Origin of the sequence: Arenibacter sp. F20364, from assembly GCF_023015905.1 — a bacterium.
GTDB lineage: Bacteria > Bacteroidota > Bacteroidia > Flavobacteriales > Flavobacteriaceae > Arenibacter.
Map to the genome: position 1 here is coordinate 212,868 of NZ_JALKBD010000003.1, position 23,349 is coordinate 236,216.

The 23,349-nt window shown below is 38.1% G+C and carries 17 protein-coding genes; 10 read left to right on the top strand and 7 right to left on the bottom strand.

The features are described from left to right. Window positions 1–49: 49 nt before the first annotated feature. Complete coding sequence (locus MWU84_RS03560) at window positions 50–844, top strand: SDR family oxidoreductase (protein WP_246898338.1); 795 nt, start codon at window positions 50–52, stop codon at window positions 842–844. On the opposite strand, the gene MWU84_RS03565 is transcribed toward MWU84_RS03560, so the two are convergent. From MWU84_RS03565 to MWU84_RS03575, 3 genes are all read right to left on the bottom strand, one after another. Next, on the bottom strand, window positions 845–1,525 hold the full coding sequence (locus MWU84_RS03565; protein ID WP_246898340.1) for a metal-dependent hydrolase: 681 nt from the start codon (window positions 1,523–1,525) through the stop codon (window positions 845–847). Between the two features lie 24 nt (window positions 1,526–1,549). Next, window positions 1,550–3,481, bottom strand: a complete 1,932-nt coding sequence (locus MWU84_RS03570) for a histidine kinase dimerization/phosphoacceptor domain -containing protein (protein ID WP_246898342.1) — start codon at window positions 3,479–3,481, stop codon at window positions 1,550–1,552. A 669-nt stretch (window positions 3,482–4,150) separates the two neighbouring features. Then, complete coding sequence (locus tag MWU84_RS03575) at window positions 4,151–4,918, bottom strand: LexA family transcriptional regulator (protein WP_246898344.1); 768 nt, start codon at window positions 4,916–4,918, stop codon at window positions 4,151–4,153. A gap of 357 nt (window positions 4,919–5,275) precedes the next feature. Between MWU84_RS03575 and MWU84_RS03580 the strand changes: the two genes are divergently transcribed. Beyond that, window positions 5,276–5,989, top strand: coding sequence for a TIGR03915 family putative DNA repair protein (locus MWU84_RS03580; protein ID WP_246898346.1), 714 nt, complete (start codon window positions 5,276–5,278; stop codon window positions 5,987–5,989). Window positions 5,990–6,106: 117 nt separating this feature from the next. Here the strand turns inward: MWU84_RS03580 and MWU84_RS03585 are convergent, their stop codons facing one another. Next, on the bottom strand, window positions 6,107–6,634 hold the full coding sequence (locus MWU84_RS03585; protein WP_246898347.1) for a hypothetical protein: 528 nt from the start codon (window positions 6,632–6,634) through the stop codon (window positions 6,107–6,109). A 121-nt stretch (window positions 6,635–6,755) separates the two neighbouring features. Between MWU84_RS03585 and uvrA the strand changes: the two genes are divergently transcribed. From uvrA to MWU84_RS03610, 5 genes are all read left to right on the top strand, one after another. Beyond that, window positions 6,756–9,590: an excinuclease ABC subunit UvrA gene (gene uvrA, locus MWU84_RS03590; protein ID WP_246898499.1), complete on the top strand. Its 2,835-nt coding sequence runs from the start codon at window positions 6,756–6,758 to the stop codon at window positions 9,588–9,590. A 93-nt stretch (window positions 9,591–9,683) separates the two neighbouring features. Continuing rightward, window positions 9,684–10,370 (top strand): TIGR00730 family Rossman fold protein, encoded by a 687-nt coding sequence (locus MWU84_RS03595; protein WP_246898351.1) that lies wholly within the window; start codon window positions 9,684–9,686, stop codon window positions 10,368–10,370. An 11-nt stretch (window positions 10,371–10,381) separates the two neighbouring features. Next, on the top strand, window positions 10,382–13,228 hold the full coding sequence (locus MWU84_RS03600) for a metalloprotease (RefSeq protein WP_348647843.1): 2,847 nt from the start codon (window positions 10,382–10,384) through the stop codon (window positions 13,226–13,228). Between the two features lie 162 nt (window positions 13,229–13,390). Further along, window positions 13,391–15,802 (top strand): alpha-ketoacid dehydrogenase subunit alpha/beta, encoded by a 2,412-nt coding sequence (locus tag MWU84_RS03605; protein ID WP_246898505.1) that lies wholly within the window; start codon window positions 13,391–13,393, stop codon window positions 15,800–15,802. Window positions 15,803–15,926: 124 nt separating this feature from the next. Next, window positions 15,927–16,289, top strand: coding sequence for a DoxX family protein (locus MWU84_RS03610; protein ID WP_246898354.1), 363 nt, complete (start codon window positions 15,927–15,929; stop codon window positions 16,287–16,289). Window positions 16,290–16,434: 145 nt separating this feature from the next. Here MWU84_RS03610 and holA read toward each other — a convergent pair whose 3' ends face one another. Next, window positions 16,435–17,433: a DNA polymerase III subunit delta gene (gene holA, locus MWU84_RS03615; RefSeq protein ID WP_246898356.1), complete on the bottom strand. Its 999-nt coding sequence runs from the start codon at window positions 17,431–17,433 to the stop codon at window positions 16,435–16,437. A gap of 26 nt (window positions 17,434–17,459) precedes the next feature. On the opposite strand from holA, the gene MWU84_RS03620 reads away from it, so the two are divergent. The 3 genes from MWU84_RS03620 to MWU84_RS03630 all read left to right on the top strand — a co-directional run bounded on the left by MWU84_RS03620 (window position 17,460) and on the right by MWU84_RS03630 (window position 20,023). Further along, complete coding sequence (locus MWU84_RS03620; RefSeq protein ID WP_246898358.1) at window positions 17,460–17,906, top strand: type I restriction enzyme HsdR N-terminal domain-containing protein; 447 nt, start codon at window positions 17,460–17,462, stop codon at window positions 17,904–17,906. 164 nt (window positions 17,907–18,070) lie between these two features. Further along, complete coding sequence (locus tag MWU84_RS03625) at window positions 18,071–19,075, top strand: glycosyltransferase family 2 protein (protein WP_246898360.1); 1,005 nt, start codon at window positions 18,071–18,073, stop codon at window positions 19,073–19,075. A gap of 96 nt (window positions 19,076–19,171) precedes the next feature. Further along, complete coding sequence (locus MWU84_RS03630; protein ID WP_246898362.1) at window positions 19,172–20,023, top strand: OmpA family protein; 852 nt, start codon at window positions 19,172–19,174, stop codon at window positions 20,021–20,023. Window positions 20,024–20,106: 83 nt separating this feature from the next. Here the strand turns inward: MWU84_RS03630 and MWU84_RS03635 are convergent, their stop codons facing one another. Continuing rightward, window positions 20,107–20,727, bottom strand: coding sequence for an L-threonylcarbamoyladenylate synthase (locus MWU84_RS03635; RefSeq protein WP_246898364.1), 621 nt, complete (start codon window positions 20,725–20,727; stop codon window positions 20,107–20,109). A gap of 135 nt (window positions 20,728–20,862) precedes the next feature. Then, window positions 20,863–23,184, bottom strand: a complete 2,322-nt coding sequence (locus tag MWU84_RS03640) for a UvrD-helicase domain-containing protein (protein ID WP_246898366.1) — start codon at window positions 23,182–23,184, stop codon at window positions 20,863–20,865. Window positions 23,185–23,349: the final 165 nt, after the last annotated feature.

Sequence of the window (23,349 nt, forward strand, 5' to 3'; positions counted from 1 at the left end):
GAAATATAAAATCAAATTTAACTATCTTTTTTTCTAAATATGTAAAAAAATGAAAACAAAAGTCGTTAAGGTAGTTTGGATAACAGGGGCTTCATCAGGAATAGGGGAAGCGCTGGCCTATGAACTTAATCGCAAAGGCTATAAACTGATTATATCTTCCAGGAAATTAGTAGATCTTCAACAGGTAAAGGCCCGTTGCCCACATGGCGACAATATTTCCCTGCTCCCATTAGATTTGATGGATATTGATAAAATGTCTGAAAAAGTTACGGAAGCCATGTCTTTATATGGGTCAATAGACCTATTGATCAATAATGCCGGCATAAGCCAACGATCCTTGATTATGGAAACCGATCTGGAAGTATATAAAAATTTAATGAATGTAAATTATATGGGTACCATAGCCCTTTCCAAAGCAATCCTTCCTTATTTCGTATCCCGAAAAAAAGGCCATTTTGTTACCGTAACCAGCCTAATGGGAAAATTTGGCTCTCCCTATCGCTCTGGATATTGCGGGGCCAAGCACGCTCTTCACGGTTTTTTTGATGTTTTGCGCATGGAACATGAAGAGGACAATGTAAAGGTTACCATGGTATGTCCTGGATTTGTTAATACCAATGTCGCCATAAACGCCCTTACCGCAAATGGGACTCCCCAACTAGACAATGATGTGGCCACCAAAAATGGGTTACCTCCCCATGTTTTTGCCAAAAAAATGGTCGAGGCCATTGAAAAAGAGAAATTCGAAGTTTACATTGGCCGGAAAGAAGTAATGGGTGTCTATATGAAAAGATTTTTCCCAAAACTGCTCCATAGGCTAGTACTAAGAAGTAAAGTGAGGTAGTTATACCGTTAAAGACCCACCTATTTCCAAAAGAATTAGCTCTTTGCCATGCTTGGAAAATTTTTGAACGGATTCTTTATGATCGATTACAATATACCCGAAAGTGTCATAATGATACCCCAATATCTTAGGGCATTCCACAAAATCGGAAGCTACAAGGGCATCATCGACACCCATGGTAAAATTGTCTCCAATGGGTAAGACGGCAAGATCCAATTTAAAGGACATCGGAATTAGTTTCATATCCATGGTCAAGGCAGTGTCACCGGCAATATAAATATGCTTTCCTTCGGAAGATAGAATAAATCCCCCCGGCTGGCCTCCATAAGATCCATCGGGAAACGAAGAAGTATGAATGGCATTTACATATTTTAGGGTGCCAAAATTAAATTGCCAACTCCCACCATGGTTCATTGGATGGGCTTCTAGTCCTTTATTTTCATAGTAAGTAGCAATTTCAAAATTACTTACCACTTTGGCATTGTTCATTTTTCCAATTTCCTCAACATCCAAAATATGGTCTTGATGGGCATGGGTAACCAAGATGTAATCAGGTCTTAGATTTTTTATATCGATTTTCCCAGTGGCTTTTTCATTCCCGGAAATAAATGGATCTACCAACAATCTTTTGCCAGCTGTCACAATTAATAATGAGGCATGGCCTAGAAAAGTAATTTGCATAAGTTGAACTGTTTTTATTCAAATTTATTTAAAATTGAACCAAAAACGAACTCCTTCCGATGTTTTGTCGATATTTAAAGTAGATTGAAGCTGATTTACCAAACGATTCATTAACCTAATTCCCATGGAGGAATTGGCCCTGTCGTCTGTATCTTCCGGCAGTCCAACGCCATTGTCCGTGTATTCAAAATAACCCTGTCCACCATTTTTCCTCAAGTGGATATAAATTTTTCCATTTTCGTCATCCTCAGGGAAAGCGTATTTAAATGAATTGGATACCAATTCATTTAAAATAAGACCAAAGGGAATTGCCCTATCAATATCCAATTCAACGCCTTCGGCATCAATAGTAATATTTATATTATGACCTCCTTTTTTGTATACCGATTGTACACTGTTGATAAGACTCTCTATATAACCCTGCATTTCTATAACGGAGAGATCATCGTTCTGATATAGTTTTTGATGGATAAGAGCCATTGCCTTTACCCTACTCTTGCCTTCCTCCAATGCTTCTATAGCTGCTTTACTACGGGTGTTTTTTGTTTGAAGGCTAAGTAGACTGGACACCATCTGCAGGTTGTTTTTTACCCTGTGGTGAATTTCTTTTAAAAGTGAATCCTTTTCAACCAGAGAAGCTTCAATAATACGTTTCTGATCTGCAATGAGTCGCTGGTTCTTAATACTTTTTAAATAAGCAAAAACCAGGCCTGCAAATCCCAAAAGCGTAAATATCAACGAAATAAAAACAATGTTTATCCTTTCTTCTTTGGCCTGTAAATCGCTTCGGGATTGCTCAAGGTCCTTTTTCTGTTGCTCCATCATTTTTTTGGAGTATTCAATCTCTTGTCCGGCAACGGCTGCCAACTGTTGCTTTTTCATGGAGGATTCATTTCTATTTAACGAATCCCTAATCCTAACATTTCTCTTTAAATATTCCACGGAATTTTTATAATCCCCTATACGGTCGTAGTACGCCGCCAACAATCTATTCCTTCTAAGAATATTTTCAATTTTCACCGGATCGTGCTGTGGACCTTTCAATAGATAATCCTTGGCCTTGTCATAATCCTCTTTCTGCAGATAGCAATCTGCCAGTTCCAAGGTGTTCTCTACCAATTCTGAGGAGAACTTTCCTTTATTGTATTCGTTGATAAGGTTGATGGAGTTTTCCAAGTATGGAATTGCAATATCGTATTCCTTAAGCAGGGCATGGCATTTACCAATATTGCCTTCTATAATGGCTTTCAATAAATTGCCTTTGGTAATTTCCTGCTCCGTTTTCTCCCTACTAATATCATTTAGGTAAACATCAATAAACCCCTTTGCCTTTTTATAATAGGTCAAAGCAGTAGGAATGGACATATCCAAAAGGAGATAGTTCCCAACATTGCTCTGATATTGCGCTTGCCCAAAATAGTCATCCTCCCGTATGGTTTTCAATTTGTCCTTGATATAATCGTCCATCGCCTTTCTATGAAGACCAAGGTTGGAATAGATATCATAAAAAATAACCTTATCGGTAAGACCTAAATTCTTTTTTTCATTTCTTATTTCAAATTGCCGATCGTATAGCCCTAACTTCGCATAGTTATTGTCTATAAGGTCCAGAAGGATCTTTTTGGATTCCAAATCCAGCGTTTCAATTTTCTTGTACAACTGGTTGGCAATGGCCACACTTTTACTAAAGTCGCCAATATCATAATAGAGTTGGGACTGCATAAGCTCATACTTGGTGACACTAGAAGAATCTTTGACCTTTTGGGCATTATTGTGATAGACGTTTACCACTGCCTGCCAGTCATAGGCTGAATCCTCTATATAACGATTGGGGACGCCAAAGAAATAATCGAATCTTTCCTGTACTCCTTTCTGATTTTGAAACTCCTGAAAATAATCGGGTTTGGTGGCAGAGTCTTGGGCAGAGGAATACCAAATACACAATGAACAAATCATTAATGAAAAAAACATTTTTTTAAAATACTTCACCATTGTTCAATTGTTGTCTAAATATTCTAATTACTCCCTAGTATTTTTAATAGTTTTATAAGCTCTGTCTAATGGCACACAATACTACAAACGCCAAAGCAGGGTTATTGTTGTACCCCGCATATCCCTAAAATCCTTTATCATTACTTACCCGATAACAAGACGAACCCAATAGTTGGCTTTGTGGGCAAGGTAACCATTATTTTATCTTTCCAATTTTTTATACCAATAGTAAGTTTAAAAAATAAAAAAGGCGATACAATATAATTGCACAGCCTTTTTATATATGTAATGATAAGATTTGGGACTCTTTATCAGCTCAAAAATATGTTGTAGTAATGTGAAATATGGATTTTTGTTGTGTAACACCAATATCTTGTTGTGAAAGCCGGAAATTGAAGATATTCTTGTATTTCATCGATAAAATTATGCATTTCATCGGATAAAAGGCTTATAAGGGAAACCTTACAATTAGAAGATATTAATCCTATTCAAACTAAAAATTTCTGATGGGTTAAAGCTCTACACATTTAAAGATGTATGGGAAAATCGGTTTCAATAATTTTATTTGAGAACAAAAAGCTCCTGAATACAATATACCGGATACGGCAATTGCTGCCTATTAATGGTGCTGTTTTAATTATTTACTTTCTTTAATTGATTTTTAAGCTCATCCATGGATTCCTGCAACTGTCTCAGTAATCCCTTTTCGGAAGTGGCATCCACACCAAAGGTTATTTTGCTACTAACTTGCCAAAGCTCCTGTAAGTCCTCTGTGTTAACGCTATACGGAGGATAGTTTTCATTTAATGATATTAAGGAAATTACGGCTGGATTGGGAGATTTTTCAATTTTTTTCACCAATACGGCGTCCTGCAGCACTACAACATAGATCTTATTGGGACTTATATCCTTTAGACCTTCTACGGCCCTGGCCAATACCCACTCCCCTGGCTTTAAATTGGGCAACATGCTATCCCCTTCAATTTGGAAACCTCTATAAGTTGCATTTCGGAATTCAGGCAAGGGAATATCAAAAGCAGGCAACTGCTTGTACCAACTCGTGTCCTGAATATTCTGAGGATAACCGGCTGCGGCTTTAGCATTTACCAAAACCATATTCTCGTTTTCGGATGAATTTACTGTAACCACCTTTGGAATAACACTGATATTTGTAACAGCTAAATGTTTTTGGGAGCTTTCCCCAAATAACCAAAGCGGATTAATCTTGAATTGCTTGAGCAGTTCCGCCACTACTTTTCCTGATAATTTTGTACGGCCCCTTTCTATATCCGCAGTGGTATTTGAAATACCAAGTAAGTTGGCAAAGTCAGATTGGGTATACCCCAATTCCCTGCGTAGATCAGTAAAACGCTTTGTCACTATTTCCATATCCTCGTTCATATTGCGGGTTTTAAATTCATATAACCAACATGGATATACCCTATTCATATAAAAGGTTTCATCCAATAGCTTCAAATATACGGATTTTGGAATATATCCAAAATATTTATTGGACTATTTCCATAATTAGGAAATAATCCATATATTTGGAATAATTACAAAAACATATAGAATGACTTTGGACGATTTACATCAAACATTAAGCAGTCTGGCCTACTCCGGGATGGAGGATAACCACTTCACATCCGTTAGATCTAAGAGAGAAAACAGTTTAACCAAAAGTCATTCAGTAAAAAGGGAAAGAAGACGTTTAAAAAAAAGGGATATAAGTGTACAACTAAGTTTATTTGATTAATTATGGAAAATCCTAAAATTTTAATTTACGACGGTAGCTTCAATGGTTTTCTAAGCACCGTTTTCAGAGTTTTTGAGGAGAAGATCCAAGTGGCCGATATTCAAAGGAATAGGGAGATTCAGAAGGGACTTTTTTCTGAAGCGATAACTGTTTTTACCCAAATGGATAAAGCCAGACGCGTCTGGAACAGCATACAGAACAAGAATAATGCTGCCATTAAGTCCATTTACTTTGCTTTTCTAAGTGAAACCAAGGGTATTGAACTGATGCTTTACCAGTACATCCGTTCTATGTATGCCAACCCCAGTGAAGATCCCATAGATGGAATTTCGGAAATTATTTTGAAAATTCAGCAACACTCCAGAATGGTAGCAAGGGAAAAACATAGAATTGAAGCAATTGCCACTTTTGAAATTTCTAAGGACCAGATCTACTTTTCCAATGTTGCTCCCGGATTTGATGTATTGCCATTGATCTCAAAACACTTTCGGTCAAAATTCCAGGGTCAAGAATTTATCATTTATGATGAAAAGAGAAAGTATGCCATTCATTACAACTGCTATACTGTTGAAATAATTTCTTTGGAATTATCCAATTATAACGGTAACGGAGGCCTTTCCCATACAAACTTAAAACAACTTATAAACAACAAGTTGCATTCACATCGTACTATAAAGACTCAAGTAGCCCATGTAGGTGAAAAGGAGGCAGTTTAATTATAGAACATTGGTTTGCCAAAGTGTTTTTTTAACCCGCTATTACTGTTTATGGATATACTCCAACTTCCATTCGATTGAAAGAAATCACACTGCTCAATGGATTATAAATATAATTTACTTGGTTCTTTCACCTACAAAATTATCGCTCTGATTTTTGAATAGTACGTTAAATGTGGTTAGGCTACCGTAAATACGGGTAATATATTGTTGTAGGTCAACCTTTTCCTGATCATCCAAATTATTACTGCTGTTTATTTTCTGTTCCATTACCCTAATTCTGTCCCTAACCATAACAATTTTGTGAAAAAAGGTATCCAAGGGAATTTCTTTATCCGATAAGTTGGAATCGCCCGGTTTCAAAACTAGACTTCCCCCCTTCCACTTGTCCGCAATTGGAGTAATGGAGCTAGCATCGCTCCAACGTTTTAAAATAGAGATCAACGATTGTTCCACTTCGGAAAAACTTATGGTATCCACTTCGTCCTCCACTGCCTCTATAATCTCAAAACTCGAATCCACATCTATAGTTTCCAGACCACTATCCATGAAAGTAACCCAATAATGCTTAGACGTAACATTGGTAACCACTCCTTTTCCAAATTCGCTGTGGTTAAGCCGAGAACCAATTCCTAAAAGTTGCATTTAATAATAATTTATAGTTAGAAGGCTAATTTATAGCTAAGCTTTTAATCTACAAAAAACTAAATGGCGCCTACTTCATTTTTAGTCATCAAAGTCGTAACTTCGCACATTGCTAATGAAAATGATTAACTACGAAGAGAATATTGAGGTTAAAGGCGCCCGCGTGCACAACCTTAAGAATATAGATGTTACCATACCCCGTGAGAAACTGGTTGTAATTACCGGATTGTCAGGAAGCGGCAAATCATCCTTGGCCTTTGATACCATTTACGCTGAAGGTCAACGGAGGTATATTGAGACGTTTTCCGCCTATGCCCGACAGTTTTTGGGAGGGTTGGAACGACCGGATGTGGACAAGATAGACGGACTTTCACCAGTTATTGCCATTGAACAGAAAACAACCTCTAAATCTCCTAGGTCTACTGTTGGCACCATTACAGAAATCTATGATTTTCTGAGACTTTTATTTGCCAGAGCGAGTGACGCTTACAGTTACAATACTGGGGAAAAGATGGTCAGCTATAATGATGATCAGATAAAGGAGCTGATCATATCCTCTTATAAGGGCAAGAAGATAAATATATTGGCTCCAATCATTAAATCCAGAAAGGGCCACTATAGGGAACTGTTCGAGCAGATTGCAAAACAGGGCTTTGTTAAGGTTAGGGTAGATGGAGAAATAAAGGATATTGTAAAGGGCATGAAAGTGGACCGATACAAGACCCATGACATTGAGATAGTTATTGACCGTCTCAAAATTGAGGAGAGCACCGAATTGGACAAACGTGTTTCCGAAACTATAAATACCGCCATGTACAGCGGTGAAAATGTATTGATGATTTTGGAAGAAGGTGCGGAAGAGTCCCGTTATTTCAGTAGGGACTTAATGTGTCCCACCACTGGAATTTCATACCCTGCGCCAGAGCCCAATACGTTTTCCTTTAATTCACCCAAGGGAATGTGTCCCGATTGCAATGGGTTGGGACATATTCATGAGGTAAACGAAAATAAAATATTTCCAAACAAAAAGTTATCAATAAAAGGAGGAGGCATAGCACCCTTGGGAGAATATAAAAATTCCTGGGCCTTTAAACAGATAGAAACCATAGCGCAGCGGTATAATTTTGAACTTACCACCTCAATTTCCCAAATACCTGAGGAAGCCATTACTGTTTTGCTCTTTGGTGGCAAGGAAAGTTTCGAAGTAGACTCTAAAACCTTAGGGGTAAAGCGGCTTTACAAAATAGATTACGAAGGTATATCCAACTTTATCAAAAATCAGTTTAATGAGGCCAACTCCACTTCCATAAAGCGTTGGGCCAAGGAATATATGGACAAAATTAAATGTCCTACCTGTGAGGGTACTAGATTAAAAAAGGAGTCCCTAAACTTTAAGATCGCTAACAGTAACATTGCCGACCTATCCAATTTGGATATTTCGGAATTGGCAGATTTCTTCAACGATCTGGAGAAGAAATTGGAGGGTAACCAATTAAAAATAGCCGAGGAAATAATAAAAGAGATAAAAACCAGGCTCCAATTTTTATTGGATGTAGGCTTGGATTACCTCGCCTTAAATAGAAGTAGTAAATCCCTTTCCGGGGGCGAGGCGCAGCGTATTAGATTGGCAACCCAAATAGGGTCGCAATTGGTAGGGGTGCTCTATATTCTAGATGAACCCAGTATTGGTTTACACCAAAGGGATAACGAACGTTTAATAAAGTCTTTGGAATCCCTCAGGGATATCGGTAATTCAGTAATTGTAGTGGAACATGACCGCGATATGATTGAACGTGCGGACCATGTCATAGATATTGGGCCAAAAGCAGGAAAGCACGGTGGGGAAATAATTTCAGAAGGAAAACCTGATGCCCTTAAAAACCATCATACCCTAACTGCGGATTATATTTCCGGAAAATTAAAAATTGAAGTTCCTGAAAAAAGAAGGGAAGGAAATGGAAATAGCCTAGAATTATCTGGCTGTTCCGGAAATAATCTTAAAAATGTTTCAGTTAGCTTCCCCTTGGGAAAAATGATCGGGGTAACAGGTGTTTCCGGTAGTGGAAAGTCTACCTTGATTAACGAGACTCTGTACCCAATTTTAAATGCCTATTATTTTAATGGTGTTAAAAAACCTATGCCCTATAAAAAAATTAAGGGCTTGGAACATATAGACAAGGTCATAGATATTAACCAGTCGCCCATAGGTAGGACACCAAGGTCCAATCCGGCTACTTATACTGGGGTATTTAGTGAAATCAGGTCGCTTTTTGCCAAGACACAGGAAGCATCCATAAGGGGATACAAGCCTGGTCGTTTTAGTTTTAATGTTACCGGTGGACGTTGTGAAACCTGCCAAGGAGGAGGTCTCAGGGTCATTGAAATGAATTTCCTTCCGGATGTTTATGTAGAATGCGAGACCTGCAATGGAAAACGGTTTAATAGGGAAACTTTGGAGATAAGATATAAGGGTAAATCCATTGCCGATGTACTGGAAATGACCATAAACGAATCTGTAGAGTTCTTTGAGCATATCCCCAAAATATATCGCAAATTAAAAACTATTCAGGATGTTGGGCTCGGGTATATTTCTTTGGGCCAGCAATCTACTACTCTATCCGGTGGTGAGGCTCAACGTATAAAACTGGCTACAGAACTATCCAAAAGGGATACAGGAAACACCTTTTATATTCTGGACGAACCAACAACTGGGCTCCACTTTGAAGATATTAGGGTATTGATGCACGTACTCAATAAATTGGTAAACAAGGGGAACACCGTTCTGGTTATTGAACACAATATGGATGTCATAAAGATGGTGGACCATATTATCGATATTGGATATGAAGGCGGTCGCAATGGTGGTATGGTAGTTGCGGAAGGAACTCCTGAAGAAGTAGCCCATGATAAAAAAAGTTACACCTCAAAATTTCTAAGAAAAGAATTAGGTTTGTGAAATTAACAATCGATTAAAGATTCTATTTTCTTTAAAAACATTTTATAACGTTATGAAAACAATAGTTCAAATTGATTATGATAATATAGTACGATGAGAAAAGAACAGCATCATAAAGGATGGAATGAGATAAAAACAAACGATTCCTGGGCCCTATTTAAGATTATGGGCGAGTTTGTGAATGGATTTGAAAAAATGAGTGCTATTGGCCCTTGCGTTTCTGTCTTTGGGTCGGCACGCAACAAACCGGGTGATAAATACTATGAATTGGCGGTCAATGTCGCCAAGAGTATTGCTGAAGCTGGCTACGGAATCATTACCGGAGGTGGACCTGGAATAATGGAGGCCGGAAATAGAGGTGCTCATTTGGCAGGCGGTACTTCTGTCGGATTGAATATTGATTTACCTTTTGAGCAACATGACAATCCATACATAGACAGCGATAAAAGCTTGGATTTTGATTATTTCTTTGTCCGCAAGGTTATGTTTGTAAAATATTCCCAAGGCTTTGTAGTTATGCCTGGAGGTTTTGGAACGCTTGATGAACTTTTTGAAGCAATAACACTTATACAGACCAACAAAATAGAGAAATTTCCTATAATTCTAGTGGGCTCTGATTTTTGGAATGGATTGATAGTTTGGATAAAGGATACTATGCTTAGTATGGGAAATATTAGCCCTAATGATCTGGATTTAATACAAATAGTAGACTCGGAAAAAGAAGTGGTGGACATAATCGATTCCTTCTACAAAGGAAATATATTAAGCCCTAATTTCTAAACACGGAATTCTTGAAGAAGTTGGAATATTTACGGAAACCTATTTTATTGTTGATAATTTTACTTGTCAATGGCATGTCCGTAGCCCAACATTCCAACAAACTTACGGCCACCTTGAATGTCGAGAGCAAAGAGGTCACCATACAGCAAGAAATTGAATATGTAAACAATTCCAATGACACCTTAAAGCTTATTTACTTTAATGATTGGGCCAATGCCTATGCCGACAAGAATACGGCACTGGCCAAAAGATTTTCCGAAGAATTTAAGAAAGGCCTCCATCTCGCCAAGGACGATGAAAGGGGAAATACCAAAATAACTAGTACCGTTGACGATAATTACCGAGGATTGGACTGGGAATATGCCCCTGGTAGGGACATTATTAAAATTGATCTCAACAATCCCCTAGCTCCTAAGGAATCCACTAAAGTATTCATAACTTACAAGGTAAAATTACCGTCCGATAAGTTCACTACTTACGGATATGACAACAGAGGTGGCTACTATTTAAAGGACTGGTACCTGACCCCAGCCGTATACGATGGGCAATGGCATTTATATTCCAACAAGAATTTAGAAGATCTTTTTACGGATATGGCCAATACGTCCATTGAACTCATTATACCAGAAAATTTATTTGCGGTCTCCAATTTTCATGAGTTGGGCAAAAACATAGTAGGTAACAATCAACATATTTATTTTCAAGGCATTAATCAAAAAAGTGGAGAAATAATAATAAGTCCGACCAATCAATTTGTAAGGCATGTAACTCCGGAGATGACCATATTGACCAATCTGCAGTCTCCAAAGTACGATGATATATCCTCGGGAATATCCATTAATAGGGTTTCAAAATACATTTACGAAAACCTGGGCGATTTTCCACATAAACAATTATTGGTTTCTGAATTGGATTATGACAAGGACCCCCTTTATGGAATAAACCAACTTCCAAGCTTTATTAGGCCCTATGAGGAACAGTTTCAATTTGAAATGAAATTTCTGAAAACCGCCCTCAATAGTTTTATTAGGGAAACTATGTTCCTTGATCCAAGAAAGGAAAAATGGGTTACCGATGCCATTCTTAACTATCTAATGATCGGTTTTGTACAAGATTACTATCCGGATCAAAAATTGTTGGGCAAATTATCCAAGATATGGGGAGTGCGCAGTTTTCATTTGGCCAAAATGAATTTTAACGAACAATATCCCCTACTGCATATGTTATCGGCCCGAAAAAATGTCGATCAATCCCTTACTACTCCCAACGATTCACTCATTAAGTTCAATCAAAAAATAGCCAACAGATATAAGGCTGGCTTGGGATTGGCATATTTAGCAGATTACACAGGTAAAGAACATGTAGACCGCAGTGTTAAGGAATTTTACATCAATTATAGATTAAAACCGTCCACAGCGGCAGATTTTAAATTTATAGTTGTAGAAAACTCTGACAAGGATATTAATTGGTTCTTTGATGAATACGTGTCCACTACCCAGAAAATTGATTTTAAGATAAAAACGGCTAAAAGACTAGGGGATTCATTGGTGGTCGTATTAAAAAATAAACAAGGTACCAATGTACCTATTTCCCTTTTTGGGTTAAGAAATGATACCGTAGTTTCCAACTATTGGTTCACAAATATTGTGAATCAAGAGGCTTATCAAATTCCTAACAACGGTGAGGATAGGTTGGTTTTGAATTATGATCAAACCATCCCGGAATTTAACCAAAGGGATAATTGGAAGTCATTGAACGGTTTCTTTTCAAGTAACAAAAAATTAAAATTTCAGTTTTTCAAGGATGCCGAGGATCCCTTCCGCAACCAAATTTTTTATGTACCCGTGCTGGGATTCAATAAGTATGACGGACTTTCTCCAGGCATGCGACTATACAACAAAACCTTATTGGAAAGGCCATTTGTTTTTGATCTGGCCCCTTCCTATGCTCCTAATGAGAAGACCTTTGTTGGTTACGCAAAATTCAATTTTCGGAAATACCATGGTAAAAGCGGTTTATACGTCTCCAATTATTCCCTAAGGGGATCTACCTCCCATTTTCAAGAAAATTCGCGTTACAGCACAATAAGCCCCTCCGTAGGTTTTGGTTGGAGGCCAAGCAATCTTTTGCTGAACAAAAGGGAAGCCTTAATTTTTAGGTCTATCAGTGTTTTTAGGGATATAGATCCAACTTTACAGACTTTGGGTCTGGAAACAGATCCGGATTATAATGTGTTCAACGCACAATATTACAATACCACCAACAATATAATCAATTACCTATCTTGGTCAGTGGATGCACAGTATTCAGATAAATTCACGAAACTAGCCTATGAATTGGAATACAGAAGACTATTTGAAAACAATAGACAATTTAATTTACGTTTTTTTGCCGGGAAGTTTCTAAGAAATGAAACGGCCGGGGTTACGGATTTTTTTAGTTTTTCCCTGGATAGGCCAACAGATTACCTTTTTGATTACGACTATCTGGGTAGATCGGAAGGGTCGGGAATCTATAGTCAACAGATCATAGTTGCAGAGGGCGGATTTAAATCCAAATTGGAAAATCCCTTTGCCAATGACTGGATGGCCACTGTCAATGCCAGTGTAAATGTATGGCGATGGATAGAATTGTATGGTGATTTAGGTTTTGTTAAGAATAAAGGGCTTAAGGAGCGTTTTGTCTATGACTCCGGTGTACGTCTCAATTTGTTGACCGATTATTTTGAACTTTATTTCCCCCTGTACTCCAATAATGGCTGGGAGATTTCACAACCGCATTACAATCAAAAAATTAGATTTGTCATAACCTTTAGTCCAAGGACTTTAACCGGGTTGTTTACTCGGAAATGGTTCTAGTCTTTTAATAAATTCTTAGTTTATGAGGTTATTTTTATGATATTCTCAATATTTAAAAATACACTTCCCCTTTCTTTAAATAATTATTAATTATTATCCTCTTATATTGGTTGCAAAAACCATATTGATTTGATATTTTTGCGAGAAACCATTAATTCCGTAATGAATATAGATTCCGAAGCCAGCAACGACATTTCATTTGACGATTTTCAATTACAAATATTGAAAGACTATGAAATTGCTGTTACGAGCAGGGAATGTAGCTTATTGGGCAGAAGGGAAGTTTTGACCGGAAAAGCTAAATTCGGAATTTTTGGGGACGGTAAGGAACTTCCACAATTGGCTATGGCCAGATCTTTCAGGGATGGCGATTTTAGAAGTGGTTATTATAGGGATCAAACTTTTATGATGGCTTTGGATCTTCTTTCCCCAAAGGAGTTTTTCCATGGTTTGTATGCCACCACCGATATAAAAAAAGACCCCATGAGCGCCGGTAGGCAAATGGGGGGGCACTTTACTACTTTTAGCCTAAATGAAGACGGAAGCTGGAGGGACCTCACCAAACAAAAAAACAGCAGTGCCGATATTTCTTGTACTGCGGGGCAAATGCCTAGATTGCTAGGTCTGGCACAGGCATCAAAAATATATAGGAACGTCAAAGTTGAACATAGTGCCAAATTTTCGGATAATGGCAATGAAGTAGCTTGGGGAACCATTGGTAATGCCAGTACTAGTGAAGGTGTCTTTTTTGAAACCATAAATGCGGCCGGAGTATTACAGGTACCCATGGTCATCAGCATATGGGATGATGATTACGGTATTTCTGTTCACGCCAAACATCAGACGACCAAAGAAGATATATCAAAAATTTTGGCCGGCTTTCAAAGGGACAAGACCAATGCAGGCTATGAGATCCTAAAAGTTAAAGGTTGGGATTATACCGCCTTGATCCATGCTTATGAAAATGCCTCGGATATCGCCAGGGACGAACACGTGCCAGTAATTATACATATAACCGAACTAACGCAACCACAGGGACATTCTACTTCAGGTTCACATGAACGGTACAAGAGCGAGGAGCGTTTACAATGGGAAAGAGAAAATGACTGCAATAAGCGATATAGGGAATGGATTTTAGCAAATAGGATTGCCACAGAAGAAGAGCTGAAAACTCTGGAAAAGAATATTAAAAGACAGGTTCGAAGTGCTCGTAAGGAGGCATGGGAAGAGTTTTTGGCTCCCCATAAGGAACAGAAAAAAAAATTGGTGAACCTGTTGGAAAATGCAGCCAACGCCAGTGTCAATAAAAATTTTATCACCAAATTAAAAAACGATTTAATTGCCGTTGAAGAACCCATAAAAAAAGATATGGCTTCCAAGGCTAGAAAGGCTATGCGATATTTATTGGGAGAAAGTAGCAAGGAGAAAGATCTTTTGGCCGCTTGGACCAATAATTTTTTAGAGGAATCCCAAAACAAGTACAGTACCTATTTGTATAACGAACAAAATAACAATGCGTTGAGTGTTCCTGAGGTACAGCCTACTTTTGATGCAGAACCCGAGGAAGTAGATGGAAGAATTATTTTAAGGGATAATTTTGATGCCCTTTTTGAAAGATACTCCCAAGCCTTGATCTTTGGTGAGGACAGTGGAGCCATAGGTGACGTAAATCAGGGATTGGAAGGATTGCAAAAAAAATACGGGGAACTCAGGGTAGCCGATGTCGGTATTAGGGAGGCCAGTATAATTGGGCAAGGAATAGGGATGGCGTTGAGAGGATTGCGTCCAATTGCGGAAATTCAATATTTGGATTATATCTTTTATGCACTGTTTACTTTAACCGATGATTTGGCGACACTACTCTATAGAACGGTCGGAAAACAAAGGGCTCCATTGATCGTAAGAACACGTGGACACCGATTAGAAGGTATATGGCATTCGGGTTCGCAAATGGGTGGACTGATCCATTTATTGCGGGGCATGTATATTTTAGTACCCAGAAATATGACCAAGGCAGCCGGTTTTTACAACACCCTTATGAAAGGAAACGAGCCGGCATTATTAATTGAGAGTTTAAACGGGTATAGATTAAAGGAACCCAAACCCAGTAACCTAGGGGCTATATGCACTCCCATCGGTATTGTTGAAGTAGTGAGACCGGGAACGGATATTACCTTGGTTTCCTATGGCTCTACCCTGAGGATAGTAATGCAGGCAGCAGAGGAACTCAGAGAAGTAGGTATCGATGCCGAAGTTGTGGATGCCCAAAGCTTATTACCGTTCGATTTGCGTCAGGACGTACTTAGGAGTGTTAAAAAAACCAATAGGCTATTGGTAATAGACGAAGATGTTCCAGGAGGATGCTCTGCCTATCTAACACACGAAATTATTGAAAAACAAGGAGCGTATAAATATTTGGACAGTGCTCCCCAAACCCTTACCGCAAAGCCACATAGACCGGCTTATGCCACTGACGGCGACTACTTTTCCAAACCTAATTCCGAAGATATATTTGAAAAAGTCTATGCCATTATGCACGAATTTAATCCGACTGATTTTCCAAAATTAAGATAAGAGCAATCTGTATACCCTTGTTTTGAAACCTGTGGTAATCAAAATTCACTTTGTTTTTAGAAAACTAATAGTTACTTTTAACAACTTATAAAGCTATTATTTTCCTAAAACCCAATTCACCCCAATGAAAGACCTAGGCCTACTATTTTTGCGCATATCTTCTTCTGTTTTAATGATAACCCATGGACTACCGAAATTTCAAAAGCTCATTGGAGGTAATTTTGAATTTGGCGATCCCATTGGTATTGGCGCTACCCCTTCCCTATTTCTGGCGGTCATAGGAGAACTTATATGTCCTATTTTGGTTATTATAGGTTTTAAAACACGCTGGGCAACAGTGCCAACTATTATTACCATGTCGGTTGCAGCATTGATAGTACATGGGTCCGACCCTTTTAACGTAAAGGAAAAAGCCATATTATTTTTAATAAGCTTCACCTCCATACTTCTGTTGGGTCCTGGAAAATATAGTTTGGATAAAAAGTAAACCCTACTACAATTAGTATTTTTTTTTGCCTCCCAGTTCCTATGGGCTTCTGAGATTTGTAGTACACGGAATAAATTGCTAGCATGCTATTTGCGCATGACTAGTATATTTTACCAATTCTGAAAGCCGTTCTGTCTTATAAAGTTTAGAATATTTTGATCAGTAACTCTTTAAGTAGATCCTCCTGCGAAATGTTGGATCCAACGCCTTTGCCCTTAACATCCAATTCCCTTAGATTGGAAATAATTTCACTTACACGCCTCATAGGGTAATTTCTTGCCGCCGTCTGAATTTCCGAAACAAAAAATGGCCTAATTCCCAAGGCCGTGGAAACACTTTTGGAGGAATGATCCTTTAAGCCGTGATAAGACAGCAACTGTATAAAAAATGAATACAAAAGGGTTATTGTTAGAACAAAGGGATTGTCCTTTGGATTCTGGGCAAAATAATTGACAATTCTTGTTGCTTTTTCAATGTCCTTCTCCCCTATTGCTTTTTTAAGTTCAAAATTGTTATAATCCTTACTTATCCCAATGTTGGATTCAATGGCTTCCGGGTTTATTTCAACTCCTTTTGGGACAACCAAACACAATTTTTCAAGTTCCTTGTCGATTTTACCTAAATCGGTCCCAAGAAACTCCACCAATAAGTTGGCTGCCTTAAAGGTAATTCCGTACCCTCTTGAATGTAAAGATTTTTTAATCCAATCCGCTACTTGGTTCTCATAAAGCTTTTTACCTTCAAATATTGTCCCCGATTTTTTAATGGACTTGTACAACTTCTTACGCTTATCCAGTTTACTGTATTTGTAACATAAAACCAATACCGTAGAAGGTTGGGGTTGATCGGCATAGGAAACCAGATTTTCTATGGACCGCGAAAGATGTTGTGCCTCCTTTACAATGACTACCTGTCGCTCCGCCATCATTGGATATCTCTTGGCATTGCCAACGATGTCCTCAATCGTGATTTCCTTACCATATAGAATAACCTGATTAAACCCACGTTCTTCCTCTGACAGGACGTTTTTCTCAATATACTCCGATATCTTGTCAATATAGTACGGTTCCTCACCAGTCAGAAAATATATGGGTGCTATATTTCCATTTTTTATATTGCTTACAATCTGTTTTACCTCGTCCATCTAAAAAAAATCATCAAATTTGCACAATGCAACCATTAAACTATCCCTCATATCCCTTTCGATTCAAAAATAGGGAAAATAAAGTCTTTATTTTTGATGTCATACGCAAAAAATTTGTGGTTTTACAACCGGAAGAATGGGTAAGACAGCACGTAGTGCATCACCTAATTTTGGATAAAAATTATCCTAAGGCACATATCAACGTTGAAAAACAATTGCTAATAAACAATTTAAAAAAAAGATATGATGTGGTCGTCTTCAATCCAGACGGAAGTATCGAAATTGTGGTGGAATGTAAATCTCCCCAGATTAAAATAGACCAAATGGCTTTTGACCAAATTGCCCGTTATAACCTTCTGCTCAAGGCCAAATATTTAATGGTCACCAATGGCTTGGACCATTTCTTTTGTAGCATGGATTTCGACAAGGAAAAATATAGTTTTCTTGAGGATATCCCCCTTTATAGGCCCTAATAAAGTATACTAAAAATATTACATGACCAATACAAAAGCCATTGCTAGAGACTGCAGTTGTCAAAATATTCATAGTCATTTATAAAATATTTCTTTACATTGCCGACTTAATCGAATCCTTATAATTTTGAATATATGTCCTACTGTTTTGGACATTATAGAGAATGTTAAAAATAGCAGTTGTCATACTTAATTGGAACGGAGAAGCTCTTTTGAAAAAGTTTCTTCCTTCCGTAACCGAATTCTCCAAGGAGGCGGACATATATGTCGCCGATAATGCATCTACGGACGGCTCTATCGACTTTGTAAAGAAAAGATACCCGCACATAAGTATCATTCAAAATTCGGCCAATGGTGGTTATGCCAAGGGATACAATGATGCCTTGCCACAGGTAAATGCTGATATTTTTTGCCTATTGAATTCCGATGTGGAGGTTACCAAGGATTGGCTATTGCCAGTACTAAAGGAATTTGAGGACAACCCTTTGGCGGCAATTGTTCAACCCAAAATATTGGACTTTAAAAATAAGACCTGTTTTGAATATGCTGGTGCTGCAGGTGGATTTATTGATAAATTTGGTTATCCGTTTTGTCGGGGACGCATTTTTAATGAATTGGAAGAAGACAACGGCCAATACAATGACATAAAGGAAATATTTTGGGCTACTGGAGCATGTTTGTTTATAAAGAAGGAGGTTTTTGGAAAGTTAAAGGGATTTGATGAAGATTATTTTGCACATCAAGAAGAAATAGACCTATGCTGGAGGGCAAAAAACAAGGGGTACAAAGTATTTTATGTAGGAAACTCCGAGGTTTACCATGTTGGCGGTTCTACCTTAAGCAGTATGAATCCACAAAAGACTTTTCTCAACTTCAGAAATTCCCTTTACTCCCTGGTTAAAAACCTTCCTTCATCCAAAGTAGTCCAAATAGTACTTTTAAGACTTGTTTTGGATGGTTTAGCGGGACTATTTTTTATTTTTCAAGGCAGATTTAAGCATTTTTGGGCGATTTTACGGGCTCATTTTAGTTTTTACAGAAATTTTTCCAGTATGTACCAAAAGCGTGGAAAAGCCTATTTTACAGGCGATTATTACGCAACAAAATCCATTGTTTGGGCTTATTATATAAATCATGTAAAAATTTTTAACAATTTAGTAAAAGATTAACTAAATTGGTCTCGCAAAATATTGCGTTTTATATAATTTTGCGAACATTAAAACGAACCTATTAAATTATAAATTATTAATTCTATTATCATAACTATGAGAAAAATCATTTTAGGCTGTTTAGGTATTACCCTTTTATTGGGTTCATGTGTGTCGCAGAAAAAATATGCGGATATGGAAGCTAAGGCTAAGGAAGCACAAGATTTATTGAATTCCGCGACAGTTAAATTAAACACCTGTTTAGAAGATAAGGCAGCTGCAACTTCAAAAATGCAGACCTTGGAAGATCAGAATGCCTTCCTTAAAGCCAACAATCAAGACTTGATCAACAACATGGGCAACCTTACTACCCTAACTAGTAAAGGTGCCGATAACTTGGAGAAATCCTTGGAAAGCTTAAAAGAAAAAGACCTTACGATAAGAAAGCTTAATGATGCCATTACAAGAAGGGATTCTGTTAATTTGGCTTTAGTACAAAGTTTAAAAGGTGTTCTTGGAAACTTGGATGATGAGGATATCGAGATCAGCGTAGAAAAAGGAGTTGTTTTCGTTTCTATTTCTGACAAGTTATTATTTAGAAGTGGTAGCTTCAATGTAACTGCTAGAGCTAAAGAAATTTTAGGTAAAGTTGCACAGGTAGTTAACAACAAACCAGATTTCGAATTTATGGTTGAAGGTCATACCGATACTGATCCTTACAACAGCGGAGTTTTATATGACAACTGGGATTTAAGTGTTAAGCGTGCTACATCTGTTGTACGTATCTTACAAAAAGATTACGGTGTTGATCCCAAGCGTATGACTGCTGCAGGTAGAGGAGAATATATTCCTGTATCACCTACAGCTGATAAGGCTAAAAATAGAAGAACACGTATTGTAGTACTTCCAAAAATCGATCAGTTCTACAGTATGATCGAAGAAGGAATGAAAGATCCTAAGATCAACTAAGCATTAACTTATTCAAATTAAAAAGCGACCTATCGGGTCGCTTTTTTTTGTGCTATATGTTAATGATAAAACTATGTTTGGCCTTAAAAGATATCCAAACTACCCTTTCCTTCCCTGACTACTACAGGTTCATCTTCCGATAAATCTATCACGGTAGAGGCCATATTGTCACCGTAACCCCCATCGATAACTATATCCACCAGATTTCTCCATTTTTCATAGATCAATTCTGGGTCGGTAGTATATTCCAAAAGCTCATCCTCATCACGAATGGAAGTTGAAACTATAGGATTTCCCAGAGCTTCGACCAAGGCACGGGCGATGGAATTATCCGGGATACGAATACCCACTGTTTTTTTCTTTTTAAATTCCTTGGGCAGATTATTATTTCCTGGAAGAATAAAGGTATAAGGTCCGGGCAGGGCCCGTTTTAGAATTTTAAAGGTAGAAGTATTAATCTGTCTCACGTAATCCGAAAGATTGCTCAGATCGGCACAAATAAAGGACCAATTGGCCTTAGCCAATTTAACCCCTTTGATCCGCGCAATTTTTTCCAATGCCTTGGTATTTGTAATATCACACCCCAGGCCATACACGGTGTCTGTTGGATAAATAATTAGACCCCCTTTACGCAAAACATCCACAACCTTTTTAATCTCCTTAGGATTAGGATTCTCAGGATAAATTTTAATAAATTCAGACATATTATCGGTTCTAAATAAACATTGTCAATTTAAGAAATAATGTTCAATGCATTTGGTTACAGTTCAAACTAATCTTTGGGTTCCAATTAGTTGTAGCCCTTTCAAACTTGGGAAATTCAACTACAACGGCCAAGACTAGAGTACCTCCAGCTTGGCAAACCTTAACAATAGCTTTTTAATGTCTCCCTTATCGAATTTAATTTCTGCTTTTCTGTCATTTCCTACTCCTTCAATTTTTAGCACCTGCCCTCTGCCAAATCTAGTATGGTTAACTAGGGACCCCTCGGTTAAATTGGGATCTACCGAGTTGGTGTTTCCTACCGGAGTACTAAGTTCAGGTTTTAGTTTGCGCAGCTTTCTCAATTGATTTTCATTGGGCCTAACGCCACTGGGGGGTGTTCCCTGTGTGGGTTTGTTCTGCCTTAGTTTACTCTTATCAACATCGCCAAAAATATCAACATCAATTAAGGGTGTATATCTAGATCTCTGAACAGGCGTTAGGTTTTCAACATATTTTTCATCAATTTCCTCAATAAATCTACTTGGCTCAGCATCTACCAATTTGCCCCAGCGATATCTATTTTGGGTATAGGTTAAATATGCCTGTTTTTCAGCTCTTGTCAGGGCCACATAAAACAAGCGTCTCTCCTCTTCCAACTCACTCCTGGTATTCATACTCATAGCGGACGGGAAAAGATCTTCTTCCATCCCAACTATGAATACATGTGGAAATTCCAATCCTTTTGCCAAGTGAATGGTCATTAAAGCCACGCGGTCATCATCCCCCGTATCCTTATCGAGGTCGGTTGCCAGGGCCACATCTTCCAAGAATTCGCCAATGTCCCCTTTGGCATCCGCCAATTCTTTTTGTCCCTCTACGAAGTCCTTGATTCCGTTCAACAGCTCCTCAATATTCTCCATTTTGCCAATTCCTTCAGGTGTACCGTCTTTTTTAAATTCCAACAATACTCCGGATTTTTTGGCAACATGTTCTGCCAAGGTAAAGGCATCGGCACTTTCGTTCATGATCTGAAAACTCTTGATCATGGCAACAAAGTCGCCCAATTTTCTTTTGGTACCGGAATTTATCTTTAAATCTATCCTATCAAGGTTCTCAATAACCTCGAAAATAGAACGGTTATAGTGATTTGCAGCAACCGTTAATTTATCCATGGTACTCTGTCCAATTCCCCTTGCCGGGAAATTGATAATACGTTTTAAGGCCTCTTCATCCTTCGGGTTAATGACCAATCTCAAATAAGACAGAACGTCCTTTATTTCTTTCCGCTGATAAAAAGAAAGTCCACCATAAATGCGATACGGAATATCACGTTTTCTCAAGGCATCTTCAATGGCCCTTGATTGGGAATTGGTCCTATACAATACCGCGAAATTGCCATTGGGCATCTGGTTTTGCATTTTTTCTTCAAATATAGTCCCAGCAACAAACCTCCCCTCCTCCGCATCTGTAGGGCTGCGATGAACCTTGATCAATGGTCCTTCGTCATTGGATGTCCAAACAACTTTTTCCAATTGATTCTTATTCTTGGCAATAATGGAGTTCGCAGCATTTACAATATTTCTGGTAGATCTATAATTCTGCTCCAAACGATACATGCCTACATTGTCATAATCTTTCTGGAAATTTAAAATATTGCTAATGTTTGCTCCCCTGAAGGAATATATACTCTGTGCATCGTCGCCTACTACGCAGATATTCTGAAACCTATCCGATAGGGCCTTAACGATCAAGTATTGGGAATGGTTGGTATCCTGGTACTCGTCTACCAAAATATATCGAAACCTATCTTGATACTTGGCCAAAACTTCGGGATATCTTGTAAGCAGTTCGTTAGTGCGCAACAACAGGTCATCAAAATCCATTGCCCCTGCCTTAAAGCACCGATCCACATAATTTTGATATATTTCTCCCATCCGTGGACGCTTGGCCATGGCATCTGCCTCTACCAGATCGGGATTGTTGTAATATGCCTTTACCGTAATTAGACTGTTCTTGTAGGAGGATATTCTATTTTGTACCTGCTTATACTTATAGATGTCCTTATCCAGGCCCATCTCCTTGATGATAGCGGAAATAAGACGCTGTGAATCCTGTGTATCATATATGGTAAAATTGGCCGGATAACCCAACTTGTCCCCATCAAACCTCAAAAGCTTTGCAAAAACGGAATGGAAAGTTCCCATCCAAAGGTTCTTGGCTTCGGAGGTACCCACAATGTCGGCAATACGCTTCTTCATTTCCCTGGCTGCCTTGTTGGTGAAGGTCAATGCTAAAATATTAAAGGAATCCACTCCCAGACTCATCAAATAGGCAATGCGGTAAGTCAATACCCTTGTCTTACCGGAACCTGCCCCTGCAATCACCATTAAAGGTCCGTCCTTGTGCAAAACAGGAGCCTTTTGGGCCTCATTTAATTCGTTGATATACTTCTCCAAAACGTATGTTGATATTAAGCTCGTTACGATCGGTGAATTTAACCATAAATAGCCTTATCAAAAAATCAACTTTAATATTTGTGATAATTGAATTCCCTAATAGTTCTAATTTGAATATATTTATACTATTAATCCAATTATACAGAAAATAGCATTTTTAAGCAC

Excerpts from the sequence above, each read along its gene's own strand:
- holA (WP_246898356.1), bottom strand. The coding sequence starts at position 17,433 with ATGGACGAGGTAAAACAGATTGTAAGCAATATAAAAAATGGAAATATA.
- MWU84_RS03635 (WP_246898364.1), bottom strand. The coding sequence starts at position 20,727 with ATGTCTGAATTTATTAAAATTTATCCTGAGAATCCTAATCCTAAGGAG.
- MWU84_RS03570 (WP_246898342.1), bottom strand. The coding sequence starts at position 3,481 with ATGATTTGTTCATTGTGTATTTGGTATTCCTCTGCCCAAGACTCTGCC.
- MWU84_RS03565 (WP_246898340.1), bottom strand. The coding sequence starts at position 1,525 with ATGCAAATTACTTTTCTAGGCCATGCCTCATTATTAATTGTGACAGCT.
- MWU84_RS03580 (WP_246898346.1), top strand. The coding sequence starts at position 5,276 with ATGGAAAATCCTAAAATTTTAATTTACGACGGTAGCTTCAATGGTTTT.
- MWU84_RS03585 (WP_246898347.1), bottom strand. The coding sequence starts at position 6,634 with ATGCAACTTTTAGGAATTGGTTCTCGGCTTAACCACAGCGAATTTGGA.
- MWU84_RS03620 (WP_246898358.1), top strand. The coding sequence starts at position 17,460 with ATGCAACCATTAAACTATCCCTCATATCCCTTTCGATTCAAAAATAGG.
- MWU84_RS03625 (WP_246898360.1), top strand. The coding sequence starts at position 18,071 with ATGTTAAAAATAGCAGTTGTCATACTTAATTGGAACGGAGAAGCTCTT.
- MWU84_RS03610 (WP_246898354.1), top strand. The coding sequence starts at position 15,927 with ATGAAAGACCTAGGCCTACTATTTTTGCGCATATCTTCTTCTGTTTTA.
- uvrA (WP_246898499.1), top strand. The coding sequence starts at position 6,756 with ATGATTAACTACGAAGAGAATATTGAGGTTAAAGGCGCCCGCGTGCAC.
- MWU84_RS03605 (WP_246898505.1), top strand. The coding sequence starts at position 13,391 with ATGAATATAGATTCCGAAGCCAGCAACGACATTTCATTTGACGATTTT.
- MWU84_RS03630 (WP_246898362.1), top strand. The coding sequence starts at position 19,172 with ATGAGAAAAATCATTTTAGGCTGTTTAGGTATTACCCTTTTATTGGGT.
- MWU84_RS03560 (WP_246898338.1), top strand. The coding sequence starts at position 50 with ATGAAAACAAAAGTCGTTAAGGTAGTTTGGATAACAGGGGCTTCATCA.
- MWU84_RS03575 (WP_246898344.1), bottom strand. The coding sequence starts at position 4,918 with ATGAACGAGGATATGGAAATAGTGACAAAGCGTTTTACTGATCTACGC.
- MWU84_RS03595 (WP_246898351.1), top strand. The coding sequence starts at position 9,684 with ATGAGAAAAGAACAGCATCATAAAGGATGGAATGAGATAAAAACAAAC.